16 protein-coding genes are annotated in these 20,920 nt (G+C 74.5%); 5 read left to right on the top strand and 11 right to left on the bottom strand.

From position 1 onward, the window contains the following. Positions 1–61: 61 nt before the first annotated feature. Complete coding sequence (locus GA0070623_RS24230; protein ID WP_067303119.1) at positions 62–1,135, top strand: LacI family DNA-binding transcriptional regulator; 1,074 nt, start codon at positions 62–64, stop codon at positions 1,133–1,135. 74 nt (positions 1,136–1,209) lie between these two features. Continuing rightward, positions 1,210–2,880, top strand: a complete 1,671-nt coding sequence (locus GA0070623_RS24225) for a glycoside hydrolase family 13 protein (protein WP_067303116.1) — start codon at positions 1,210–1,212, stop codon at positions 2,878–2,880. A gap of 119 nt (positions 2,881–2,999) precedes the next feature. On the opposite strand, the gene GA0070623_RS24220 is transcribed toward GA0070623_RS24225, so the two are convergent. The 3 genes from GA0070623_RS24220 to xylA form a co-directional block, all read right to left on the bottom strand. Then, positions 3,000–4,412, bottom strand: coding sequence for an MFS transporter (locus GA0070623_RS24220; protein WP_067302994.1), 1,413 nt, complete (start codon positions 4,410–4,412; stop codon positions 3,000–3,002). A 158-nt stretch (positions 4,413–4,570) separates the two neighbouring features. Further along, a complete protein-coding gene (gene xylB, locus GA0070623_RS24215; protein ID WP_067302992.1) occupies positions 4,571–6,079 on the bottom strand; it encodes a xylulokinase in 1,509 nt (502 codons plus the stop codon). Between the two features lie 11 nt (positions 6,080–6,090). Continuing rightward, positions 6,091–7,278 carry a xylose isomerase gene (xylA, locus tag GA0070623_RS24210; protein ID WP_067302990.1) on the bottom strand — a complete coding sequence of 396 codons (1,188 nt, stop codon included), beginning with the start codon at positions 7,276–7,278 and terminating at the stop codon, positions 6,091–6,093. A gap of 65 nt (positions 7,279–7,343) precedes the next feature. Between xylA and GA0070623_RS24205 the strand changes: the two genes are divergently transcribed. After that, a complete protein-coding gene (locus GA0070623_RS24205; protein WP_067302987.1) occupies positions 7,344–8,606 on the top strand; it encodes an ROK family protein in 1,263 nt (420 codons plus the stop codon). Between the two features lie 163 nt (positions 8,607–8,769). Further along, the gene (locus GA0070623_RS24200; RefSeq protein ID WP_231932535.1) at positions 8,770–10,407 is read left to right on the top strand and encodes a PP2C family protein-serine/threonine phosphatase; all 1,638 of its coding nucleotides are present in this window, start codon (positions 8,770–8,772) and stop codon (positions 10,405–10,407) included. 15 nt (positions 10,408–10,422) lie between these two features. On the opposite strand, the gene GA0070623_RS24195 is transcribed toward GA0070623_RS24200, so the two are convergent. Next, positions 10,423–10,935 (bottom strand): MarR family winged helix-turn-helix transcriptional regulator, encoded by a 513-nt coding sequence (locus GA0070623_RS24195; RefSeq protein WP_084261080.1) that lies wholly within the window; start codon positions 10,933–10,935, stop codon positions 10,423–10,425. Between the two features lie 93 nt (positions 10,936–11,028). Here GA0070623_RS24195 and GA0070623_RS24190 point away from each other — a divergent pair, with 93 nt between their 5' ends. After that, positions 11,029–12,162 (top strand): PP2C family protein-serine/threonine phosphatase, encoded by a 1,134-nt coding sequence (locus tag GA0070623_RS24190; protein ID WP_067302985.1) that lies wholly within the window; start codon positions 11,029–11,031, stop codon positions 12,160–12,162. Positions 12,163–12,273: 111 nt separating this feature from the next. On the opposite strand, the gene GA0070623_RS24185 is transcribed toward GA0070623_RS24190, so the two are convergent. The 7 genes from GA0070623_RS24185 to GA0070623_RS24155 all read right to left on the bottom strand — a co-directional run bounded on the left by GA0070623_RS24185 (position 12,274) and on the right by GA0070623_RS24155 (position 20,839). Continuing rightward, positions 12,274–13,761 carry a sugar transferase gene (locus tag GA0070623_RS24185; protein WP_067302983.1) on the bottom strand — a complete coding sequence of 496 codons (1,488 nt, stop codon included), beginning with the start codon at positions 13,759–13,761 and terminating at the stop codon, positions 12,274–12,276. A gap of 218 nt (positions 13,762–13,979) precedes the next feature. Continuing rightward, entirely contained in the window at positions 13,980–15,722 is a 1,743-nt protein-coding gene (locus GA0070623_RS24180) for a VWA domain-containing protein (protein WP_067302981.1), read from the bottom strand. 179 nt (positions 15,723–15,901) lie between these two features. Then, positions 15,902–16,891 carry a lactonase family protein gene (locus GA0070623_RS24175; RefSeq protein ID WP_067303110.1) on the bottom strand — a complete coding sequence of 330 codons (990 nt, stop codon included), beginning with the start codon at positions 16,889–16,891 and terminating at the stop codon, positions 15,902–15,904. A gap of 200 nt (positions 16,892–17,091) precedes the next feature. Continuing rightward, entirely contained in the window at positions 17,092–17,694 is a 603-nt protein-coding gene (locus tag GA0070623_RS24170; RefSeq protein ID WP_067302980.1) for a GTP-binding protein, read from the bottom strand. Then, positions 17,675–18,064, bottom strand: coding sequence for a DUF742 domain-containing protein (locus tag GA0070623_RS24165; protein ID WP_067302977.1), 390 nt, complete (start codon positions 18,062–18,064; stop codon positions 17,675–17,677). Before GA0070623_RS24165 ends, GA0070623_RS24170 begins: the two co-directional genes overlap by 20 nt. Further along, complete coding sequence (locus GA0070623_RS24160) at positions 18,054–18,476, bottom strand: roadblock/LC7 domain-containing protein (RefSeq protein WP_067302975.1); 423 nt, start codon at positions 18,474–18,476, stop codon at positions 18,054–18,056. The genes GA0070623_RS24165 and GA0070623_RS24160 overlap by 11 nt, the downstream gene beginning before the upstream one ends. Continuing rightward, positions 18,476–20,839, bottom strand: a complete 2,364-nt coding sequence (locus tag GA0070623_RS24155) for a sensor histidine kinase (protein WP_067302972.1) — start codon at positions 20,837–20,839, stop codon at positions 18,476–18,478. The genes GA0070623_RS24160 and GA0070623_RS24155 overlap by 1 nt, the downstream gene beginning before the upstream one ends. Positions 20,840–20,920 lie beyond the last annotated feature (81 nt).

The raw sequence follows: 20,920 nt of genomic DNA, 5'->3' as shown, positions 1-20,920 counted from the left end.
GCCGCCGCCCGGCAGCACCGGGTGGCGGCGGGAGGTCGGCGCGGAGCGGGGGAACGACAGCGTGACGAGGATCGACGACGTGGCCCGGCTGGCCGGGGTCTCCACCGCCACCGTCTCCCGGGCGTTGCGCGGCCTGCCGACGGTGTCGGCCGCGACGCGCCGCCGGGTGCTCGCCGCCGCCGAACAGCTCCAGTACGCGGTCTCGCCGAGCGCGTCCCGGCTGGCCGGCGGCCGGACCGGCACGGTCGCCGTGGTGGTGCCCCGGATCACCCGCTGGTTCTTCGGCACCGTCGTGGAGGCGGTCGAGGAGTTCCTCCACCAGGCCGGCTACGACCTGCTGCTCTACAACCTCGGCGGGCGCGAGCAGGTCCGGCAACGGGTGCTGCGCACCGCCAACCTGCACAAGCGGGTCGACGCGATCATGCTGGTCGCCACCCCGCTGCGACCGGCCGACCTGACCGCCCTGGCCGAGCTGGACCTGCCCGGCATCACGATCAGCTCCGGCAGCACGGTGCCCGGCTGGCCCTGCGTCCGGATCGACGACGTGGCGGCGGCCCGGACGGCCACCCGGCACCTGCTCGACCTCGGCCACCGGCGGATCGCCCACATCTCCGGCGATCCGACCGACGAACTGGCGTTCACCACCCACACCGACCGTCGTCGGGGCTACCAGGAGGCGCTGCGCCACGCCGGTCTGCGCCCCGACCCCAGCCTGGACATGGAGTCGCAGTTCACCATCGCCGGCGGCAACCAGGCGACCACCGAGCTACTGGCCCGGGGCGAACCGCCGACGGCGATCTTCGCGGCCTGCGACGAGATCGCGATGGGCGCGCTGACCGCGCTGCGCGACGCCGGGCTGCGGGTTCCGCAGGACGTCAGCGTGATCGGCGTGGACGACCACGACCTGTCCGGCGTACTCGGGTTGAGCACCATCGCCCAGCCCGCCGCCGAACAGGGCCGGCTCGCCGCCCGACTGCTGCTCGACCCGCTGGTCGCCGGCACCGTCGAGCCGTACGCCGGCCGGGTGCCCACCCCCCGCGGAGCCGGCGCCGACGACGCCACGACGAGCCCGCCGGTGATCCTGCCCACTCGACTGGTGGTACGGGAATCGACCGCGCCGCCCCGGGCACACTGAACGGATTCGACCGCACGGTCCGGCAGGACGCGACCGGCTCGACACGACACCCGGCTCGACACAGGGAGAAGGCTCTGAACACCGACGCGAGGCAGCAGGACCAGTCCGTGGGCGTGCCCCCCGGATGGTGGACCGAGGCCGTCATCTACCAGATCTACCCGCGTTCCTTCGCCGACTCCGACGGCGACGGCATCGGTGACCTGCCCGGCATCACGGCCCGGTTGGGCCACCTGGCCGAGCTGGGCGTCGACGCCGTCTGGCTGTCGCCGTTCTACCCGTCGCCGCAGGCCGACGCCGGGTACGACGTCGCCGACTACCGCGACGTCGACCCGCTGTTCGGGAGCCTGGCGGACGCCGACACGCTGATCGCCGAGGCCCGGGCCAAGGGGTTGAAGGTCATCGTCGACCTGGTGCCCAACCACACCTCGTCGGCGCACCGGTGGTTCCAGGCCGCCGTCGCCGCCGCCCCCGGCAGCCCGGAACGGGACCGGTACGTCTTCCGCGACGGCCTCGGCCCGGACGGCGCGGAACCGCCGAACGACTGGCAGAGCGTCTTCGGCGGTCCCGCCTGGACCCGGCTCGTCGAGCCCGACGGCCGGCCCGGCCAGTGGTACCTGCACCTGTTCGACACCGCCCAGCCGGACCTCAACTGGGACAACCCGGAGATCCGCGCCGAGTTCCTCGACGTGCTCCGGTTCTGGCTGGACCGGGGCGTCGACGGCTTCCGGGTGGACGTGGCGCACGGCCTGATCAAGCAGGCCGACCTGGCCAACTGGGAGGAGCCGCAGGAGATCCTCTCCGGCAACGAGGCGGACAAGCCCCGCCCGCCCATGTGGGACCAGGACGGCGTGCACGAGATCTACCGGGACTGGCGGCGGGTGCTGGACTCCTACGACGGCGACCGGATCCTGGTCGCCGAGGCGTGGGTGGAGCCGGCCGAGCGGATCGCCCGCTACGTCCGCCCCGACGAGATGCACCAGGCGTTCAACTTCGAGTACCTGCTCGCCGCGTGGACGGCCCCCGCCCAGTACGCGGTGATCACCCGCTCGCTGGAGGCCACCGACGCCGTCGGCGCCCCCACCACCTGGGTGCTCTCCAACCACGACGTCATCCGGCACGCCTCCCGGATGGGCCTGTCGGCCAAGGGCGGCCGACCCAACGGCATCGGCATCGGCGACCCGCAGCCGGACGCCGCGCTGGGCCTGCGCCGGGCCAGGGCGGCCACCCTGCTGATGCTGGCCCTGCCCGGCTCGGCCTACCTCTACCAGGGCGAGGAGCTGGGGCTCCCCGAGCACACCACGCTGCCCGACGAGGCCCGGCAGGACCCGACCTGGGAACGCAGCGGCCACACCCAGCGCGGCCGGGACGGCTGCCGGGTGCCGATCCCGTGGGAGGCCGACGCCCCGTCGTACGGCTTCGGCCCGACCGACGCCAGCTGGCTGCCGCAGCCGTCCCTGTGGGCCGAGTACGCGCTGGACCGGCAGCAGGGGGTGGCCGGCTCGACCTATGAGACGTACCGCACCGCGTTGCGGCTGCGCCGCGAGCACGGCCTGGGGCGGGGCACCCTGGAATGGCTCTCCTCCGGCGACGAGACGCTGGTCTTCCGCAACGGCGGGCTGACCGTGCTGACCAACTTCGGCGCCGCCGCGGTGCCGCCGCCGGCCGGGGAGCTGCTGCACGGCAGCGCCCCGCTGGACGCCGACGGCCGGGTGCCCACCGACGTGACGGTCTGGGTCCGCCACTGACCGACGCCCGGCCCCGGACGACGCGACGCTCGTCCGGGGCCGGTGCGGTCAGGCACGGACCGACCGGGAGCGGTCGGCACGGACCGGTCGGCCGGCACGGCGGAGTGCGGACGGCGGGCTCAGCGGCGGTCGGCGCGGTCGTGCAGCAGGTCGCGTACCGCCGCGATGTCGTGCGGCGAGGTGCGGGAGGCCAGCCAGTACATCAGCCCGGTGGGGATGAAGAAGAGCTGGAACGCCGCCAGCCCGACGGCGTAGTTGAGCGGCGGCGGGAAGGCCGCCCGCAGGCTGTGGAAGACCGCCCCGACCAGCCCGTTGCCGGCCGCCCGGCCGACCCCGTTCACCAGGTTGCCCAGGCTGTACACGGTGCCCCGGTGCTCCGGCGGGTTGACGTCGGCGATCAGAGCGAACCAGTTCGGCGAGTTCGCCGAGGTCAGCGCCAACGCCACCAGGGCGGTCAGCAGGCTCAGCCCGACCGTCGGCTCGGTCACCACGCTGGCCAGCACGGCACCCACCACCGCGCCGGTGCCGCCGCCGTCGGGCACGTCGATCCGGATCGGCACGAAGAACAGCACCAGGTAGAACGGCAGCGCCGCGAGCACACCCACCGCCGCGACCAGCGCCCGGCCCCTCGGGGTACGCCGTTGCAGCGCGTCCCCGACCAGCCCGCCGACGATGGAGAACACCCCGCCGAGCTGGAAGAGGGTGGCGAAGACGCTGCCCACCACGACCGCCGTCGCCGCCGAGTAGCCCTGCCCCTGCGCCCGCTCGGCGAACAGCACCGGCAGCCACACCAGCGAGCCGAACGCCGCCTGCGCGGTGAGCCCCTGGAGGATCAGCCACCGGTTGGTCCGCCGGCCCAGGATGCGCGGCAGGTCGGCCCGGGTGATCCGGTAGTCGTACTCGACGCCGGCGTCGATCGCCCCGGCCAGCTCCGGCTCGCTCTGCCCGCGCCGGATGTCGTACGTCAGCAGGTAGGCCACCGTGGCGGCCAGGCCGACCACGGTGAGCAGCAGGAACGGGCGTCGCCAGTCGGCGGCACCGAGCAGCCCGCCGGTGAGCGTGCCGGCCAGGGTGCCGACCCCCTGGGACAGCCCCCAGAAGCTCATCACCAGGCCCCGGCGACGCGGCGAGATCAGGTCGGTGACCACGGAGAACCCGACCGAGCCGACCGCGCCCAACCCGACCGCGGCGACCAGTTGCGCGGCGAGGAAGGTCGGGAACCCGGTGGCGAACGCGCTGCCACCGGTGCCCGCCGCCCAGACCAGCGTGCCCACCATCAGCAGCGGCTTGCGGTTGCCCCGGTCGCCGACGTACGCCCAGCCCACCGCCGCGACCGCGCTGACCAGGAAGCTCACCGCCGTGACCAGGCCGAGCATCCGCTGCGGCACCCCCAGCGCCCCGGAGATCGGCCCGTACAACGGGGGCACCAGGCCGATCGCCACGTTGTCCAGCGAGGCGAGCACCACGAACACCACGACGCTGTAGATGCGGTGCGCCGCGTTCCCGCGCCGGGGGAACCTGCTACCGGTCATGTCGGGCAGCCAACCAGGTGGGGACACCGGCCCCGCGAGCGCCCCCGCCGGACCGGCGGCACCGCCCCGGGGACCGGCCCACCGGGGGCGGCCCCGGTCGTCGGCCGGTGACCGACCCCCGTGCGTCGGTCACCGGCCGGCGACGTCGTTCGGGGGACTCACTCCCCGGGCGCACCCACCTCGTCGGGCTTCCCGGCCGGGGCGACCCGGTCGAGGACGTGGTCGCGGGCCTCGGCGTACCGCTGCCGGATGGCGGGGACGGGCTCCGCCACGTACTCCTCGGTGTCCTGCACCGCCCAGGTGGGCGGCTGCTCCCCGCCCAGGGCGACCCAGGCGGCCTGGCGGGCCGCGCCGTCCGCGACGTACTCCCCGGGCGGGGGGACGACCACCGGACGGCCGAAGACCTGCGGTGCGATCCGGCGGACCGCCGCCGAGCGGGCCCCGCCGCCGACCAGGATCACCCGCTCGACCGTGGCCCCCTGGGCGACCAGCGCGTCGAGCCCGTCGGCCAGCGCGCAGAGCATCCCCTCCACCGCCGCCCGGGCCAGGTGGGCCGGGGTGGCGGTGCGCAGGGTCAGCCCGTGCACCGAGCCGGTGGCGGTGGGGCGGTCCGGGGTCCGCTCCCCCTCCAGGTAGGGGACCATGACCAGGCCGTCCGCCCCGGGCGGGGCGTCCAGCGCCAGCGCGGACAGCTCGTCGAGGTCGACGCCGAGCAGCGTCGCCGCCGAGTCGAGCACCCGGGCCGCGTTGAGCGTGCAGACCAGCGGCAGGAACCGGCCCGTCGCGTCGGCGAAGCCGGCCACCGCGCCACCGGCGTCGGCGGCCGGGGTGTCCGCCACCGCGAAGACCGTGCCGGAGGTGCCGATCGAGACGACCACGTCGCCCGGACCGGCCCCCACGCCCAGCGCGGCGGCGGCGTTGTCCCCGGTACCGGGGCCGAGCAGGATCTCCCCGCTGCCGGGGCCGGCGGCTCCGACCGGGGCCGCCGGGCCGCCGGGCAGCACGGCCGGGTCGAGCACGCCGGCCCGCTCGGCCGGGCCGAGCACCGTGGGCACCTCGACGACCCGACCGAACGCCCGTTCCAGCAGGTCGGGTCGGTACTGACCGGTCGCCGGGGACCAGTAGCCGGTGCCACTGGCGTCGCCCCGGTCGGTGCGCAGCGCCGCCAGGCCGGGGGCACCCGCCAACCGCCAGGTCAGCCAGTCGTGCGGCAGGCAGACGGCGGCGACCCGGTCGGCGTGCTCCGGCTCGTGCCGGGCCAGCCAACGCAGCTTGGTGGCGGTGAAGCTGGCCACCGGGACCAGGCCGACCGCGTCGGCCCAGAACCGGCGGCCGGCCTCCCCGTCGCCGGCCTCGGCGATCAGCTCCCGGGCGGCGTCGGCCGACCGGGTGTCGTTCCACAGCAGCGCCGGCCGGACGACCTCGCCCGACCCGTCCAGGCAGACCATGCCGTGCTGCTGGCCGGCGACCGACACGGCCACCACGTCGGCCAGCCCGCCGGCCGCCTCGACGGCGGCCAGCAGGGCATCCCACCAGGCCCGTGGGTCGACCTCGGTGCCGTCCGGGTGCGGCGCGCGGCCCTGCCGGACCAGCGCGCCGGTCTCCGCGTCCCGGATCACCACCTTGCAGGACTGGGTGGACGAGTCCACCCCGGCGACGAGCGGCATGCCGGCCCGCCTCAGCGTGCGCCGAGCAGGTGCTCGACGGCGAGCTGGTTGAGCCGGACGAAGCCGAAGCCCTTGGCGGCCGTCGCGTCCACGTCGAACTCCTCGAACGCGGACCGGTCGGCGAGCAGCCCGGCGTAGCCCTCACCCTCGCCCAGCGTGGGGCTGGCCAACTCGCCGACCTTGCTGGCGGCGAGCGCCTCGACCACCTCCGGGTCGGCCCGGAACGCGGCCGCCCGCTCCTTGAGCAGCAGGTAGGTCGCCATGTTGGCCTCGGCCGACGCCCACACCCCGGCGATGTCCTCGGTGCGGGAGGGCTTGTAGTCGAAGTGACGCGGGCCGTCGTACGCCGGGCCGCCGCCGGGGCCGCCGTTCTCGAGCAGGTCGACCAGGGCGAACGCGTTCATCAGGTCGCCGTGGCCGAAGACCAGGTCCTGGTCGTACTTGATGCCCCGCTGGCCGTTGAGGTCGAGGTGGAACAGCTTGCCCTGCCAGAGCGCCTGGGCGATGCCGTGGGCGTAGTTGAGGCCGGCCATCTGCTCGTGCCCGACCTCCGGGTTGAGACCGACCATCTCGGGGCGCTCCAGCTCGGAGATGAACGCCAGCGCGTGACCGACGGTGGGGAGCAGGATGTCACCGCGCGGCTCGTTCGGCTTGGGCTCGATGGCGAACCGCAGGTCGTAGCCCTGGTCGACGACGTACTGGCAGAGCACGTCGACGGCCTCGCGGTAGCGGTCCAGCGCGGCCCGGATGTCCTTGGCCACGTCGTACTCGGAGCCCTCCCGGCCGCCCCACATGACGAAGGTCTTGGCACCCAGCTCGGCGGCGAGGTCGACGTTGCGCAGTACCTTGCGCAGCGCGTAGCGGCGGACGTCGCGGTCGTTGCTGGTGAAGCCGCCGTCCTTGAACACCGGGTGGGTGAAGAGGTTGGTGGTGACCATCGGCACGACCAGGCCGGTCTCGTCGAGCGCCTTACGGAACCGGGCGAGCTGGGCCTCCCGGGCGGCGTTGTCGGCGCCGAACGGGATCAGGTCGTCGTCGTGGAAGGTGATGCCGTACGCGCCCAGCTCGGCGAGCCGGTGCACCGCCTCGACGGCGTCCAGCTCGGGGCGGGTGGCGTCACCGAACGGGTCACGGGCCTGCCAGCCCACCGTCCAGAGCCCGAAGGAGAACTTGTCGGCGGGAGTGGGACGGGGTGCCATGGCAGACCTCCGGTGATGATGGTGGCGGTGGTGTGGTGACGCAATTTGTTCAGTGGTTGAATTAAATGGCCGGGCTGTGGCACTGTCAAGGGGTGACCGACACCCGGACCGCCGGCGCGGTCCGCCAGGGAAGCCTGCGCGAACTCAACCTCGCCGTGGTGCTGCGGCGGATCGCCAACACCGCCCGGCCGCCCTCCCGGGCCGAGATCGCCGCCGACACCGGGCTGACCCGGGCCACCGTGTCGGCCGTCGTCGACGACCTCATCGCCGGCCGACTGGTCACCGAGGCCGACCCCGCACCCCGCACCGGCGCCGGCCGACCCGCCCGCGGGCTGCTGCTCGGCGACACCGGCCCGGCCGGGCTCGGCCTCGAGGTCAACGTCGACTACCTGGCCGCCTGCGTGGTCGACCTCACCGGCGCGGTCCGGCACCACGAGGTTCGCCGGCTCGACCTGCGCCCCCTCTCCCCCGCCGATGCGCTCACCGCCCTGGTCGCCCTGGCCCGGCGGGCGCACGCCGTCGCCGACGCCGCCGGGCTCGGACTGGCCGGGGCGGCCCTGGCCGTGCCGGGGCTGGTCGACTCCCGGGGGCTGGTCCGGCTCGCCCCCAACCTCGGCTGGCGGGACGTCGACGTGCCGGCCCTGCTCGCCGGTCACCCCGCCCTCACCGTCCCGGTCGACGGGGTGCCGCCGCTGGTGGTGGAGAACGAGGCGAACCTCGCCGCGCTGGGCGAACTGCACGCCCGCCCGGGCGGACCGGAGAGTTTCCTGCACGTCTCCGGCGAGATCGGCATCGGTGCCGGGATCGTGCTCGACGGTGCGCTGTTCCGGGGCTCGCGGGGCTGGAGCGGCGAGCTGGGCCACGTACCTGTGGATCCGGGCGGCCCCACCTGTCGCTGCGGCGCCCGGGGCTGCCTGGAGACGTACGCCGGGCAGGAGGCCGTGCTGGCGGCGGCCGGGCTGGCCGGCGCGGACCTGCCCGCCGACACCGCCGCCCACCGGCTGGCCGACCTGGCCGGCTCCGGCGATCCGGCCACGCTCGCCGCGCTCCGGTCCGCCGGCACCGCCCTCGGGGTCGCCGTCTCCGGCGTGGTGAACCTGCTCGACCTGGACACCGTCGTGCTCGGCGGCGGATACGCGACCCTCGCGCCGTGGCTGTGCCCGCCGGTGCTGGCCGAACTCGACGACCGGGTGCTCACCAGCGGCTGGTCCCCGGTGACGGTCCGTCCGGCGGCGCTCGGTGCCGAGTCCGCCGCCGTCGGCGGGGCCGGTTCGGTGGTCCGTCGGATCATCGCCCGCCCCTCCGGGTGGCTGTCCCGCCCCGGCTGAACCCACCGGGTGCTGGGCGATCGTCGCCCCGCCTCGGTACGCTTTCCCTCCGGCAACGGTTTTCCACCGAGGAGAGCACTTCCAGCATGCGCAAAGGTCGACAGGCCGACGCGCCCGGCCACCGGCGGTGACGGCGACCCACCGGGACGGGTCCGCCGATCCGGTGAGCGCAGCCGCCCGGGCGGCGCGTACGCCGGCCGACCCGCCACCGGGCCGACCGGCACCGAACGACCCGCAACTCGCCCGTGAGCTGCTCGACGGCCTCGCCGAGGCGGTGCTCACCACCGACCACGCCGGCCGGGTCACCCTGACCAACGCGATGGCCGGACGGCTGCTCCCGGAGCTGCCTTCCGGCACCGACCTGGCCCGTGGCGGCGTGCCGGCACTCGCCCGGGCGGTCGCCCAGGGCACCGGGACGTTCGACGCCGAGCACCACGGCCGCCGGTTACGGGGCACCTGCCGCCCCCTGGCCGCCGGTGGCTACGCCTGGTACGTGCGGGACGTCACCGACGACCAGGCCCGTGCCGACGCGCTGCTCGCCGAACGGCACCGCACCGCATTCCTGGCCCGCGCCGGCAGCAGGCTCGGCCTCTCCCTGCACCGGGAGCAGACGCTGCAGGCCGTGGTCACCCTGCCGGTGCCCTACCTGGCAGACGCCGCACTGGTCGTGCACCGCCCTCCGCACGCCAGCGGAGACCCGCCGAGCTGGCTCCGGTACACCGACGGCGAACCCGGCCCGGTCGAGGTCTCCGGCGGCGCGGAGCTGGCCGGTGCGGTCCCCCGGCTCGGCGAGGCGCTCGGGGGCGAGACCACCGGTGCTCCCTGGCTCGACACCGACCCGGCGGCGCTGGGCACCGTGCTGCCGACGACCTTCGGCCGCCCCGACGCCGTACTCGTCGCCCCGATGCCCAGCGCCGGCGGGCCGGTCGGCGCGTTGCTTTTGGTCCGCCGGGCGGACCGGGCCGGCTTCGACCAGCGCGACATCGGCCTGGTCAGGGAGTTCACCGCCCGCGCCGGGTCGGCGATCGCCGCCGCCGAGCTCTACGGCGAGCAGGCGCACCTGGCCAGGGTGCTCCAGCACAGCCTGCTGCCGCCGCGGCTGCCCCGGGTGCCGGGGGTCACCCTCGCCGGCGGTTACCGGGCCGCCGGGGACACCCTGCGGATCGGCGGCGACTTCTACGAGGTCTTCCCCACCGCCAGCGGCGCGCTGTTCGCCCTCGGGGACGTCTGCGGCAAGGGGGTCGGCGCGGCCGTGCTCACCGGGCGGGTCCGCCAGTCGTTGCAGACCCTGCGGCTGGTCGAGCAGCGCCCCCGGGAACTCGTCGAACTGCTCAACCGGGCGCTGTTCGACTTCCCCGACACCGCCCGGCGCGGGCAGTTCACCACCCTGCTGCTGGGTACCACCGAGCCGGAGCCCGGCGGTGGTGTGCTGGTCCGCGTCGCCGGTGGTGGGCACCCGTCCCCGCTGGTGGTGCGCGCCGACGGGAGCGTGGTCGAGGTCCGGGTGGGCGGGATGCCGATCGGGGCGTTCGCCTCGGCGACTTTCGCCCAGGCCGAGGTCCGGCTCGCCCCGGGGGAGCTGCTGTTGGCGTACACCGACGGGGTGACCGAGGCCCGCGGCGGCGCGGCGGCGGTCGAGATGTTCGGTGAGCACCGGTTGCGCCGGGCGCTCGCCACCCTCTCCGGGCTGCCGCCCGGCACCGTGGTCGACCGGCTGTTGCGCCTGGTCGACGAGTGGCTGGGCGGAGAGAGCCACGACGACATCGCGATGCTGGCCATCTGCGCGGCCGACGGTGCCTGACCGGCTCCGTCGGGGTCAGGCCGAGCGGACCGCCGACGGGCCGTCCGGGGAACGGCGGGGACGGACCGGCGGGGACGCCGCCGCCCGGAAGTCGGCCACCGGGCCGGTGCCCCGCTTGCGCGCCCGCGCCACCCGGTCGAACTCCACCAGACCGTGCAGCAACGCCTGTCGTCCCTCGCCGCTCATCTCGGCCAGCACCTCGGCGAGCCGCTGCCGGCGGTCCCGGCGCAGCTCGGCGAGGAGGCGAGCCGCCTCCGGGGTCAGGTGCAGGGCGATCTCCCGCCGGTCCACCCGACCCGGCTCCCGCTCCAACATGCCGGCGGCGACCAACCGGTCGCAGAGCCGGCTCGCCGACGAGAGCAGCATGTCCAGCAGGGTGGCGAGCCGGCGCAGGTTGATCCCGTCGTGCCGTTCGACCGCCATGACGGCGCGCAGCTGCGCGCTGGACAGCCGGCTGGTGGTGCTCTCCCGGGCCGCCTCCCAGACGGACAGCAGGGCTCCCGTCGCGGCGTCCAGCTCGGCGACCATACTCACGTCTGGTCCGTGCGGACCATTTTCTTCGGCCATGGTGAGCTTGAGACTACCCCCCTTACCAGGGGATCTACGCTGTCAGGAGGCGTGATGACCAGCGGAGGCGAGGCCCAGGCCCGCCGGGTGCTGACCGAGGCACCGGCGGACCTGTTGCTGGACCGGCTCGCCGACGAGCTGGCACGGTCCCACCGGATCACCGGGGTGGAGCTGTTCCAGGTCGACTACCGGCTGTCGGTGCTGCTGCCGCTCGGGGACGGCGAGCCGCTGACCGCACCCGGCCACCCGGCCTGGCGCTGCTTCGACCACCAGCAGCCGGTGCTCGTCGACGGCACCGGCTGGTTCCCGGTCGGGATGCGGGGTGAACGGCGCGGAGTGCTGCGGTTGAGCCCGGTGCCGGACGACCGGACGACCGTCGGGGAGCTGACCCGCATCGCCACCGCCCTGGGGCACGAGCTGGCCGCGGTCACCGCCGGCACCGACGTCTACCGCGCCTCCCGCCGAGCCCGCCGGCTCACCCTGGCCGCCGAGATGCAGTGGGAGCTGCTGCCGGGGCGCAGTCGGGACCGGCCCTCGTTCCGCCTCGCCGGCCAGCTCGAACCGGCGTACGCGGTGCGCGGGGACAGCTTCGACTGGTCCGACGACGGTGACCGGTTGTGGTTGTCGACCATCAACGGCACGGGTGAGGGGGTGGCCGCCTCGATGCTCACCGCACTGGCCACCCACGCCCTGCGCAACGCGCGCCGGGGCGGGCTCGACCTCGCCGACCAGGTTGCCCTGGCCGACCAGGCGATCTACGCCCTGCACCGGGGCGAGCAGCACCTGTCCGCCCTGGTGATGGAGCTGGACCTGGCCTCCGGGGTGTTGACGGTGGTGGACGCCGGCTCGCCGAGGCTGGTGCTGCTGCGGGGCGGCGAGGTCAGCGAGCAGACGCTGGACAAGCAGTTCCCGCTGGGCATGTTCGAGGACACCGACTACCGGGCGCAGCGCTTCGACCTGCGCCGTGACGACCGGCTCTTCGTGCTCAGCGACGGTGTGATCGACGCGACCGACCAGCACGTCCGCTACGGGGAGACGGCGCTGGACCGTTTCCTACGGCGGACCGGCCCGATGACGCCGTTGGACGCGGTCCGCTCGCTCATCGGCGACCTGCGCGCCTTCGTCGCCGGTGACCTGATCGACGACGCGGTGGTGGTCTGCCTGGACTGGACCGGCCCGCAGCCGTGAACCGGTCCGGGCGGGTCCGGTCCGACGCCGGGCGGGGTCGCTCCGACGCCGGGCCGGGCCGGGTCCGACGCCGGACAAGGCCGGTCCGACGCCGGGCGGCGGGGGCGGGGGTCAGTAGGCCCCGCGGCCCCGCAGCACCGCGCCGAAGGTCTTCCACAGGATGGTCAGGTCGGCGGCGAGCGACCAGTTCTCCACGTAGTAGAGATCCAGCCGGATGCCGTCCTCCCAGCTCAGGTCGGACCGGCCACTGACCTGCCAGAGGCCGGTCATGCCGGGCTTGACCAGCAGCCGGCGGGCCACGTCGCCGTCGTAGCGGGCCACCTCGGAGGGCAGCGGCGGGCGGGGGCCGACCAGGCTCATCTGACCGAGCAACACGTTGACCAGTTGGGGCAGCTCGTCGAGCGACCACTTGCGCAGCAGCCGCCCGATCCGGGTGACCCGCGGGTCGTCGCGCATCTTGAACATCAGCCCGTTGGTCTCGTTGCGGGCGACCAGCTCGGCGAGGAGGGCGTCGGCGTTGACCACCATGGTGCGGAACTTCAGCACCCCGAACTCCCGGCCGCCCTGCCCCACCCGGGTCTGCCGGAACAGCACCGGCCCCCGGCTGTCCAGCTTGACGGCCAGCGCGATCACCGCCACCAGCGGCAGCAGCAGCGCCAGCGCCAGCGCGGCGGCGGACCGGTCGACGAACTCCTTGACCACCTTGCGGGCACCCCGGAACTCGGGCGCCTCGACGTGGATCAGCGGCAGACCGGCCACCGGCCGGGTGTGGATCCGGGGACCGGCGACGTCGGTGAGGGCGGGCGCGACGACCAGGTCGATTCCGGTGCCCTCCAACTGCCAGCCCAGCCGGCGCAGCCGGGTCGCGGTCAGCTCACCGGACGCGGTGACCGCCACGGTGTCCGCGCCGATCGCGCAGGCCGCCTCCGGGATGCCCCGCAGGGAGCCCACCACCGGTACGTCGCTGAGCCGCTGCGGCACCGGGGCGAGCAGGGCGTCGGGGATGCACGCGCCGACCACGGCGTAGCCGGCGTAGGGCTCCCGCCGCAGGGTGTGCACCAGCTCCAGCACGTGCGCGGTGTCCCCCACCACCAGGACCCGGCGGGACCAACCGTCGCCCCGGCAGCGGGCCCGGTGCAGTGCCTTGCGAGCGGCGAACCGGGTGGCCACCAGGCCCACCGTGCCGACGGCGAAGGAGATGCCGAGGAAGCCCCGGGAGACCCCGACGTCGAAGATGTAGCCGGCGATGGCCACCCCGCCGGCCAGTCGCAAACTGGCCCCGCTGACCCGGCGGTACTCGTCCGCGCCGTAGCCGAGCACCCGGTCGTCGTAGCAGCGCAGCGCCTTCAGCGAGATCAGCCAGACCAGCACCAGGGCCGGCGCGACCAGCACGTACGGGATCTCGGAGCCGCGCGGCACCGCGTCGCCGAACCGGGTGGCGTAGCCGGCGAGGACGGCGAACGACAGCACGGCGGTGTCCAGCACCACCAGCGTTCGTACGTAGCTCCGTTGGCTCACCCGGGACCGGGTACCCGTCGACCGGCCACCGGGCGCCGACGACGGGGTGCGGACAGGCGTGGACAGCGTCGCCGAGGTCACCCAACCTCCCCCACATCACACTGGTCGGCTCCGAGCCCGATGCTCACCTCTGGAGAGGGCCGCCGGCCGGAGCGCTCCCGACATCCTGCCCCACAATGATGCTCACCTATTGCTTCGGACGCATTACTGTCAGTTTTCTTTCGCCGCCGAGGTGGAGAAATCCCACCGCCGCACCAATTCTCACCGAATGCGGTGGCCTATGTGCACTGTGCAAGGGCTCAGCGGGGTGCGTTAGGACGCAACGCGATGGCCTTCAGGAAGATGTCACCGATCTTGGACGGGTCCTCGGTGACGAACGCGCCGCCACCGGTGACGTTGGTGATCGATTGGAGTTCGGTCTTGGAGACCTCGCTACCGATACCGATAATGACCACCTGCACCGGCCGCTCCGGGTCGTTGAGCTCCTTGAGCCGACTGACCAGAGCGGACTGCGAGATGCCGTTCTTGTCCTCGTTCTTGCCGTCGGTGAAGAGCACCACCGAGTTCACCCGGCCGGGCTCCCAGCCGTCCCGGACGTTCTTGTAGGCCGCCAGCATGGTGTCGTACAGGCCGGTGTCGCCGCTGGACGGGCGGATGCCGGCGAGCCCCTGCTCCAGCTTGCCCCGGTTGCCGGAGAGCGGGTTGATCGGCTCGATCTCCCGCCAGTCCCGCGAGCCGACCAGCTCGGTGGAGAAGGTCCACAGCCCGATCGACCAGGAGTCGTCGAACAGGTTCAGGCCCCGGCTGGCCGCCGCCACGGTCACCTGTTCCCGGCTGGCGTTGTTGGCCGACGGGACGGGGGTCTTCATCGAGCCGGAGACGTCGATGACGCAGAGCATCCGCCCGGACTGGGTGGCGATCGACCAGCCGGAGACCGCACGGTCTATGGCCACCGGGTCCAGGCCACCGGCGGCGGTCCCGCCCGACGGGGGCACCGCCGTACCGCCACCGGCCGGGCTCGGCGCACCCGGCGGGGCCTTGAAGCCGTCACCCCAGTTGCCGTCCGGGGCGCGCAACGACTGGACGGCCAGCCGGTTCTTGAAGCCCTGCGTGGTGAGCAGTTCGAAGAGCACCTTCGCGGCCGACGACTTGGCCTGGTCGATCCCGGGCAGCACCGCGTACGGGTAGTCCAACGGCATCGGCGACGGCTCCAGGTAGAGCGCGGCCAGCGGGATCGGCGGCTTGGTGTTGTTGTACGCGATGACGTCTTCCTCGGAGAGCGCGGCGGCACCGAGCGCGCTGGCGATGGACGTCGGGTCGTTGGAGCGCGGGAACCGGGCCAGCAGGTCCTGCCGCAGTGCGGAACGGCCGGTGGCCAGCGCCCGCAGGGCGGCCGTGGTGGCCTGCTGGGCGTCGCCGCCACCACCACTGGCGGCGGCGGTCAGGGAGAGCAGGCCGGAGAGCCCGGCGGCGTCCTGGGTGGGCTCGACGATGCCGGCCCGCAGCGGCTTGTCGCTGCGGACGGCCCGCAGCATGTCGTTCCAGGTGAGCTTCTTGTCGGGCCAGCCGAACTTGGTGGTGGCCACCGGCTGCGGCACGGCCACCACGACCGGGCTGCGGGCGATCGAGGCCCCGTTGCCCGGGGCGAACGCGGTGGCGCCGCCGCTCTTGAGGCGCAGCAGCCAGGTCGACGAGTCGGGGATCCAGACGTCGGGGGTGACCGCGGTGCCGCTCGCCTGCCCCACCCCGGCGAGGCTGGCCCCGTGCTTGCTGGCCACCGCGGCGGCCACCTCGACCGGCTCGGAGGCGGTGACGTTCACCTTGATGCAGGTGCCACCGACCGCCGCCCCGTCGGCCACCCACTGGGCCGCCGCCCCCTCGACGGCCGGGGCGACCTCGGGCGCGGCGGCCACGCCGAGCTGGATCTCACCGGAACAGGACGGTCCGGCCAACTGCTGGTAACCGACCCAGGAGCCGCCGACCACGACGACGAGCGCGGTCGCCGCCGCGGCGGCGCCTGCTCCACGGATACTTGTTCGCATGCGATGGCGGCCAGACACGCTGACCATCTTGCGTATCTCGTTCGCTTTCTGCCATGACCGTTCGGACGAAAGTTACGCAGGAGAAACAGTTGATCACTAATTTGGCACTCTGCGTAATCGAGCCATCTCGTGACGTGGCCCGGTCCAAACCGGGCGGCCGCACGTCAGACGGCCGTACGTCAGGGCAGCACGCAGGTCGGGCTGGGAACGGACACCGGCTCGCCCACCGGTGACGGCACGCCCGAGTCGGGGTCGACCCAAAACACCCGGATCATGTCAGCCCGCTCGTCGGCCACATAGAGGTGCCCGCCGGTCAGCGCGAAGTGCCGGGGCCACTCCCCGCCGGTCTCCACCTCGTCGACCAGTCGGGGCAGCTCCCCGTCGAGGGCGAAGACCGCCACCGTGCCCACCCCGCGGTTGCCCAGGTAGAGGAACCGGCCGTCCGGCCCGACCAGGATCTCCGACGGCTGGACGTGACCGGTCCGCGCGCTGGCGTCCACCCGCCCCCGCTGGTGCAGCGTCGCCTCGTCGGTCAGCTGGTAGGCGGTCACCGTCGCGTCCAGCTCACCGGCGAGCCAGCAGCGCCGCCCGTCCGGGTGCCGGGCCAGATGACGGGGGCCGGTGCCGGGGACCGTCCGTACCCGGGGATCACGCGGGACGAGCCGGCCGGTGACGGCGTCCAGGTCGTACCGGTAGATCGAATCGGTGCCCAGGTCGACGGCGAGCAGCGGGCCGCCGCCGGGGTCGGGCGACACCATGTGGCAGTGCGCCTGCTCCTGACGCTCCGGATCCGGGCCGTGCCCCTGGTGGACCAGCAGGTCGGTGCGCTCCCCGGGCACCCCCCGGGCGTCCAGCGGCAGGACGGCGACGCTGCCCCCGCCGTAGTTGGCGACGAAGAGGTGCCCGCCGTCGGGGGCGACCGCCAGGTGGGCCGGCTCGGCGCCCCCGGTGGACCACACCCCCAGCGGGGTCAGGCCGCCGTCGGGGTCGACGTCGAAGGCGCTGACCTGCCCCTCGGGCAGCTCGTTGACCGCGTACAGCACCGGCCGGGCGGGATGCCGCACGAGGAAGGACGGCGCCGGGGTCACCGCGACCGTGCCGAGCGGGGTCAGCCTTCCCGACTCCGGATCCCGCCGGGCGGCGACGATACCCTCCCCGCGTCCACCCATGTCCGCCGTGTAACCGCCGATGTGGACGATCGTGCCCGTCACCGAACCACCCTCCGTCGATCCGCGCCGTCGACCCCCAGGCTTCCCGGAATCGCCGGCCGTCACCCCTGATTCCCGGATTTCCCCGCCGCACCGGCGGCCGGCCCGCCCGGCCCCACCGCACCACGCAGCGCCGGGCCGGGGCCGGGAGGCCGGGCGGGTCAGCCTACCGGCACCGGTTCGCCGCGCTGCCGGGCCACGTGCTCCACCAGCGAGATCAACACCAGTTTGCCGGACTGCCGGTCCCGCGCGTCGCAGAGCACCACCGGCACATCCGGTTCGATGTCCAGCGCCTGCCGGACCGCTTCGGCGCCGAACCGGCGGGTGTCCTCGAAGCAGTTGACCCCAACCACGAACGGGATGCCACGCTGCTCGAAGTAGTCGATCGACGGGAAGCAGTCGGCCAGCCGGCGGGTGTCGGCCAGCACCACCGCGCCGAGCGCGCCGAAGGCCAACTCGTCCCAGAGGAACCAGAACCGGTCCTGCCCCGGGGTGCCGAACAGGTAGACCTGGAGATCGTCGGTGATGGTGATCCGACCGAAGTCCATCGCCACCGTGGTGGTCGACTTCCCCTCCACCCCGGAGAGGTCGTCGGTGCCGATGCCGGCGTCGGTCAGCACCTCCTCGGTCTGCAACGGCCGTACCTCGCTGAGCGCACTCACCAGCGTCGTCTTGCCGGCACCGAAGCCACCGGCAATGAGGATCTTGAGAGCCAGGGGGAGCCGGCCCGCTGAGGAGTCGCGATCAGAGCGCACGTAGTCCACTGACCACCGCCTTGAGAATGTCGTCGTCGGGAAGGCCGGCGGCGGCCGGCGGTTGGTGCACGGTGACCAGCCCGCGGGCGATCAGGTCACCGAGGAGGACCTGGACCACCCCGAGGGCGAGGTCCAGGTCGGCGGCGAGATCCACGACCGCCACCGGCTGCCGGGCGCACTCCACCAGCCGGCGGTGCTCCGGTTGCAGACCCGACTGGCCGTACGGGTCGACACTGCTCGCGGCCAGGACGAAGGCCACCAGGTCGAAGCCACCGACGGCGGGCCGCACCCGACCGCCGGTGAGGGTGTACGGGCGGACGACCGGGCCGGCCGCGGCGTCCAGCCACTCGTGCTGGGAACCCGGCTGCTCAGCCCGCATCGGCGATCCCCGCCGCCGCTCTGGTCGGTGCGGTCAGGTTCTCGCCGACCCGGACGACCAGCATCGCCATCTCGTACGCCACCAGGCCGATGTCGGCGTCCGCCGCGCAGGCCACCGCCAGGCAGGCACCCTGCCCGGCGGCGGTCACGAAGAGGTACGCCTCCTCCATCTCCACCACCGTCTGCCGGACGCCCCCGGCGGCGAGCTGCCGGCTGGCCCCCTTGGCCAGGCTGGAGAAGCCCGACGCCAGCGCACAGAGGTGCTCGGCGTCCGAGCGTTCCAGCCCGGCGGACGCGCCGAGCAGCAGGCCGTCGGCGGAGAGGACCACCGCCTGCCGGGCCGCCGGCACCCGGTCCACCAGTTCGTCGAGCAACCAGCCGAGGTCGGCGTTCTGCCGTGTCGTGTGCACCACTAGGCGTCCCTCTCAGTCGCGGTCGAATCGGGCGTCGCCGCCGGGCCGGAAGGCGGCGGGGATGCTCCGGCGTCGCCGGAAGGCGGCAGGGGTGGCCCGGCGTCGCCGGCCCGCCCCGGGTCGCCGCCGGCCGGGCCGGGCCGGGCCGTCGACACCGGGTGGACGCCGCTGCTGTCCAGGCGTCCCCGGGCGGTGCCGGCCTGGAGGGCCGACATCTGCCGCCGCACCTCCTCGGGCGACCGGGCGCTGGGCGTGTCGTGCCCGGCCGGGGTACGCGGCCGGGCCGCCGGCCCGCGCCGCCGGACCCGCCGGGGCAGGCTGTCACCGTCGACGGCGGCCTCCACCGACGAGGTACCGGCCGGGGCGAACGGCAGCGCAGTCTGCTCCGCCCGGTCCGGGGCGGTGCGGGGCGGCCGGGGCAGGGTGGTCAGCCGGGACACCGACGTCGCCGGCCGGTCCCGGGCCGGCGGGGAGATCTCCGGTTCCTCGGTGATCAGGTCGGCCGGGAGGCGCACCAGCGCGGTGAGCCCGACCGGCATCCCGGCGCGCAGGGTGACCCCGACGTCGTGCCGGGCGGCCAGCCGGGACACCACGAACAGGCCGAGCCGGGCGCTGTCGGCCGGGTCGAACTCCGGCGGCGTGGCCAGTCGGCGGTTGGCGTCCTCGACGGCCTGCGGGGACATCCCGAGCCCGTGGTCGACGATCTCGACCAGGTAGCCGTCGACCGTCGCCGTCCCGGTCACCTCGACCCGGCGCTCCGGCGGCGAGAACGCGGTGGCGTTCTCGATCAGCTCGGCGAGCAGGTGGATGACGTCGGCGACGGCCCGGCCGAGCAGCCCGGCCGGCTCGACCCGACCGATGTCCACCCGCTCGTACGCCTCGACCTCGGAGGTCGCGCCCCGCAGCACGTCCAGCAGGGCGACCGGCTGTCGCCAGCCCCGCCCCGGCGCGGCCCCGGCCAGGATGACCAGGTCCTCGGCGTGCCGGCGCAGCCGGGTGGCCAGGTGGTCGACCCGGAACAGCTCGGCCAGCTCGTCCGGATCCTCGGCGCGGCGCTCCATCCGGTCGAGCACGGCGAGCTGCCGGTGCACCAGCCCCTGGCTGCGCCGGGCGAGGTTGAGGAAGACCTCGTTCAACCCCCGGCGCAGCGTCACCTCGTCGATCGCCGACCGGACCGCCACCCGGCTGACGTCGGTGAACGCCCGGCTGACGTCGCCGATCTCGTCCGCGCCGTAGGACAGCGGCGGGGCCTCCCGGGCCACGTCGACCTGCTCGCCCCGGCGCAACCGGGCCACCACGTCGGGCAGCCGGTGCTCGGCCAGCTCCAGCGCGGCCCCGCGTACCGCGGTCAACCGGCGGGCCAGCGTCCGGCCGACCCGGAAGGCGACCAGCAGCGAGACCACGATCGCGGCCAGCCCCAGCACCCCGGCGACACCGAGCCGGACCAGGATCGTCACGGCGACCGGCACGGAGCGCTCGGCCAGCCGGTCGGCCTGGCTCAGCTCGAAGTCGCGCAGCTCCTGCTGGACCGCCTCCTGACTGGTCTGCCACTCCCGCGCGTCGACCGGCGGGGCGGCGGACGGGCCGGCGCTCAGCACCCGCTCCTGCATGGTGCGCAGCCGGACGAACGCCTCCCCCGCCACCAGCCGCTGGTAGGCGGCCCGACCGGCGGGCGGCAGGTCGGCCACGGCCGTCTCGGCGAGGAACCTCTCGTTGGCGATGGTCCGGACCAGCCGCAGGTGCTCCCCCTCGGTGAACCGGCCGGTGACCAGCGCGCCGGCCAGCACCGCGTCGGTCTGGCCGAGCAGCTCGCGGGAACGGCCGATCGCGGTCAGGGCGAGCGCCTGCCGGTTCAGCTCGGCGTCGGGCAGGGCCGCGGTGGCGGCGAACGCCTGGAACGCCGACGAGATCATGCCGCTGTACAGGCCGATCACGCCGGCCCGGTCGACCTGTCGGCGGTCGATGAAGCCCCGACCGGCCGGCAGCGCCTCCAGAGCGGCCCCGAGCGCGGTGAGCCGGGCGTCGAGCAGGTCGCCGGCCGCGTCGCGGAGCGCCTCGCTATCCATCCGCCGACGCAGCTCGACGATCGCCTCGTCGGTCCGTCGCCGCTGCTCGGCGAGGGCGGGCAGAGTGTCGGTGCCGGCCAGTTGGATCACCGAGGCCCGGCGCTCGCGTTGCAGCTCGGCCACCACCCGTTCGCCGGGGCGGCCGAAGTCCGCCAGCAGGGTACGGGCGGCGAGCAGATCCAGCGCCGGCCCGAAGGTCAGCGTGGTGGCGAAGATCCAGAGCGCCAGCAGGGCGGCCACCGGGGTGACGACCAGGGCGGTCAGCTTGGCGCGGATCGGCCAGTCGCGGGTGTCCATGAATCCTCGCCTGGGCGGGTGTGTCGGCGGTGACGCCGGCACCGACCGGGCGGGTCCGGCATCGGCGCCGGGCACCGGCGC

Origin of the sequence: Micromonospora rifamycinica (assembly GCF_900090265.1) — a bacterium.
Lineage (GTDB): Bacteria > Actinomycetota > Actinomycetes > Mycobacteriales > Micromonosporaceae > Micromonospora > Micromonospora rifamycinica.
This window is presented reverse-complemented; position numbering and strand designations above follow the sequence as displayed.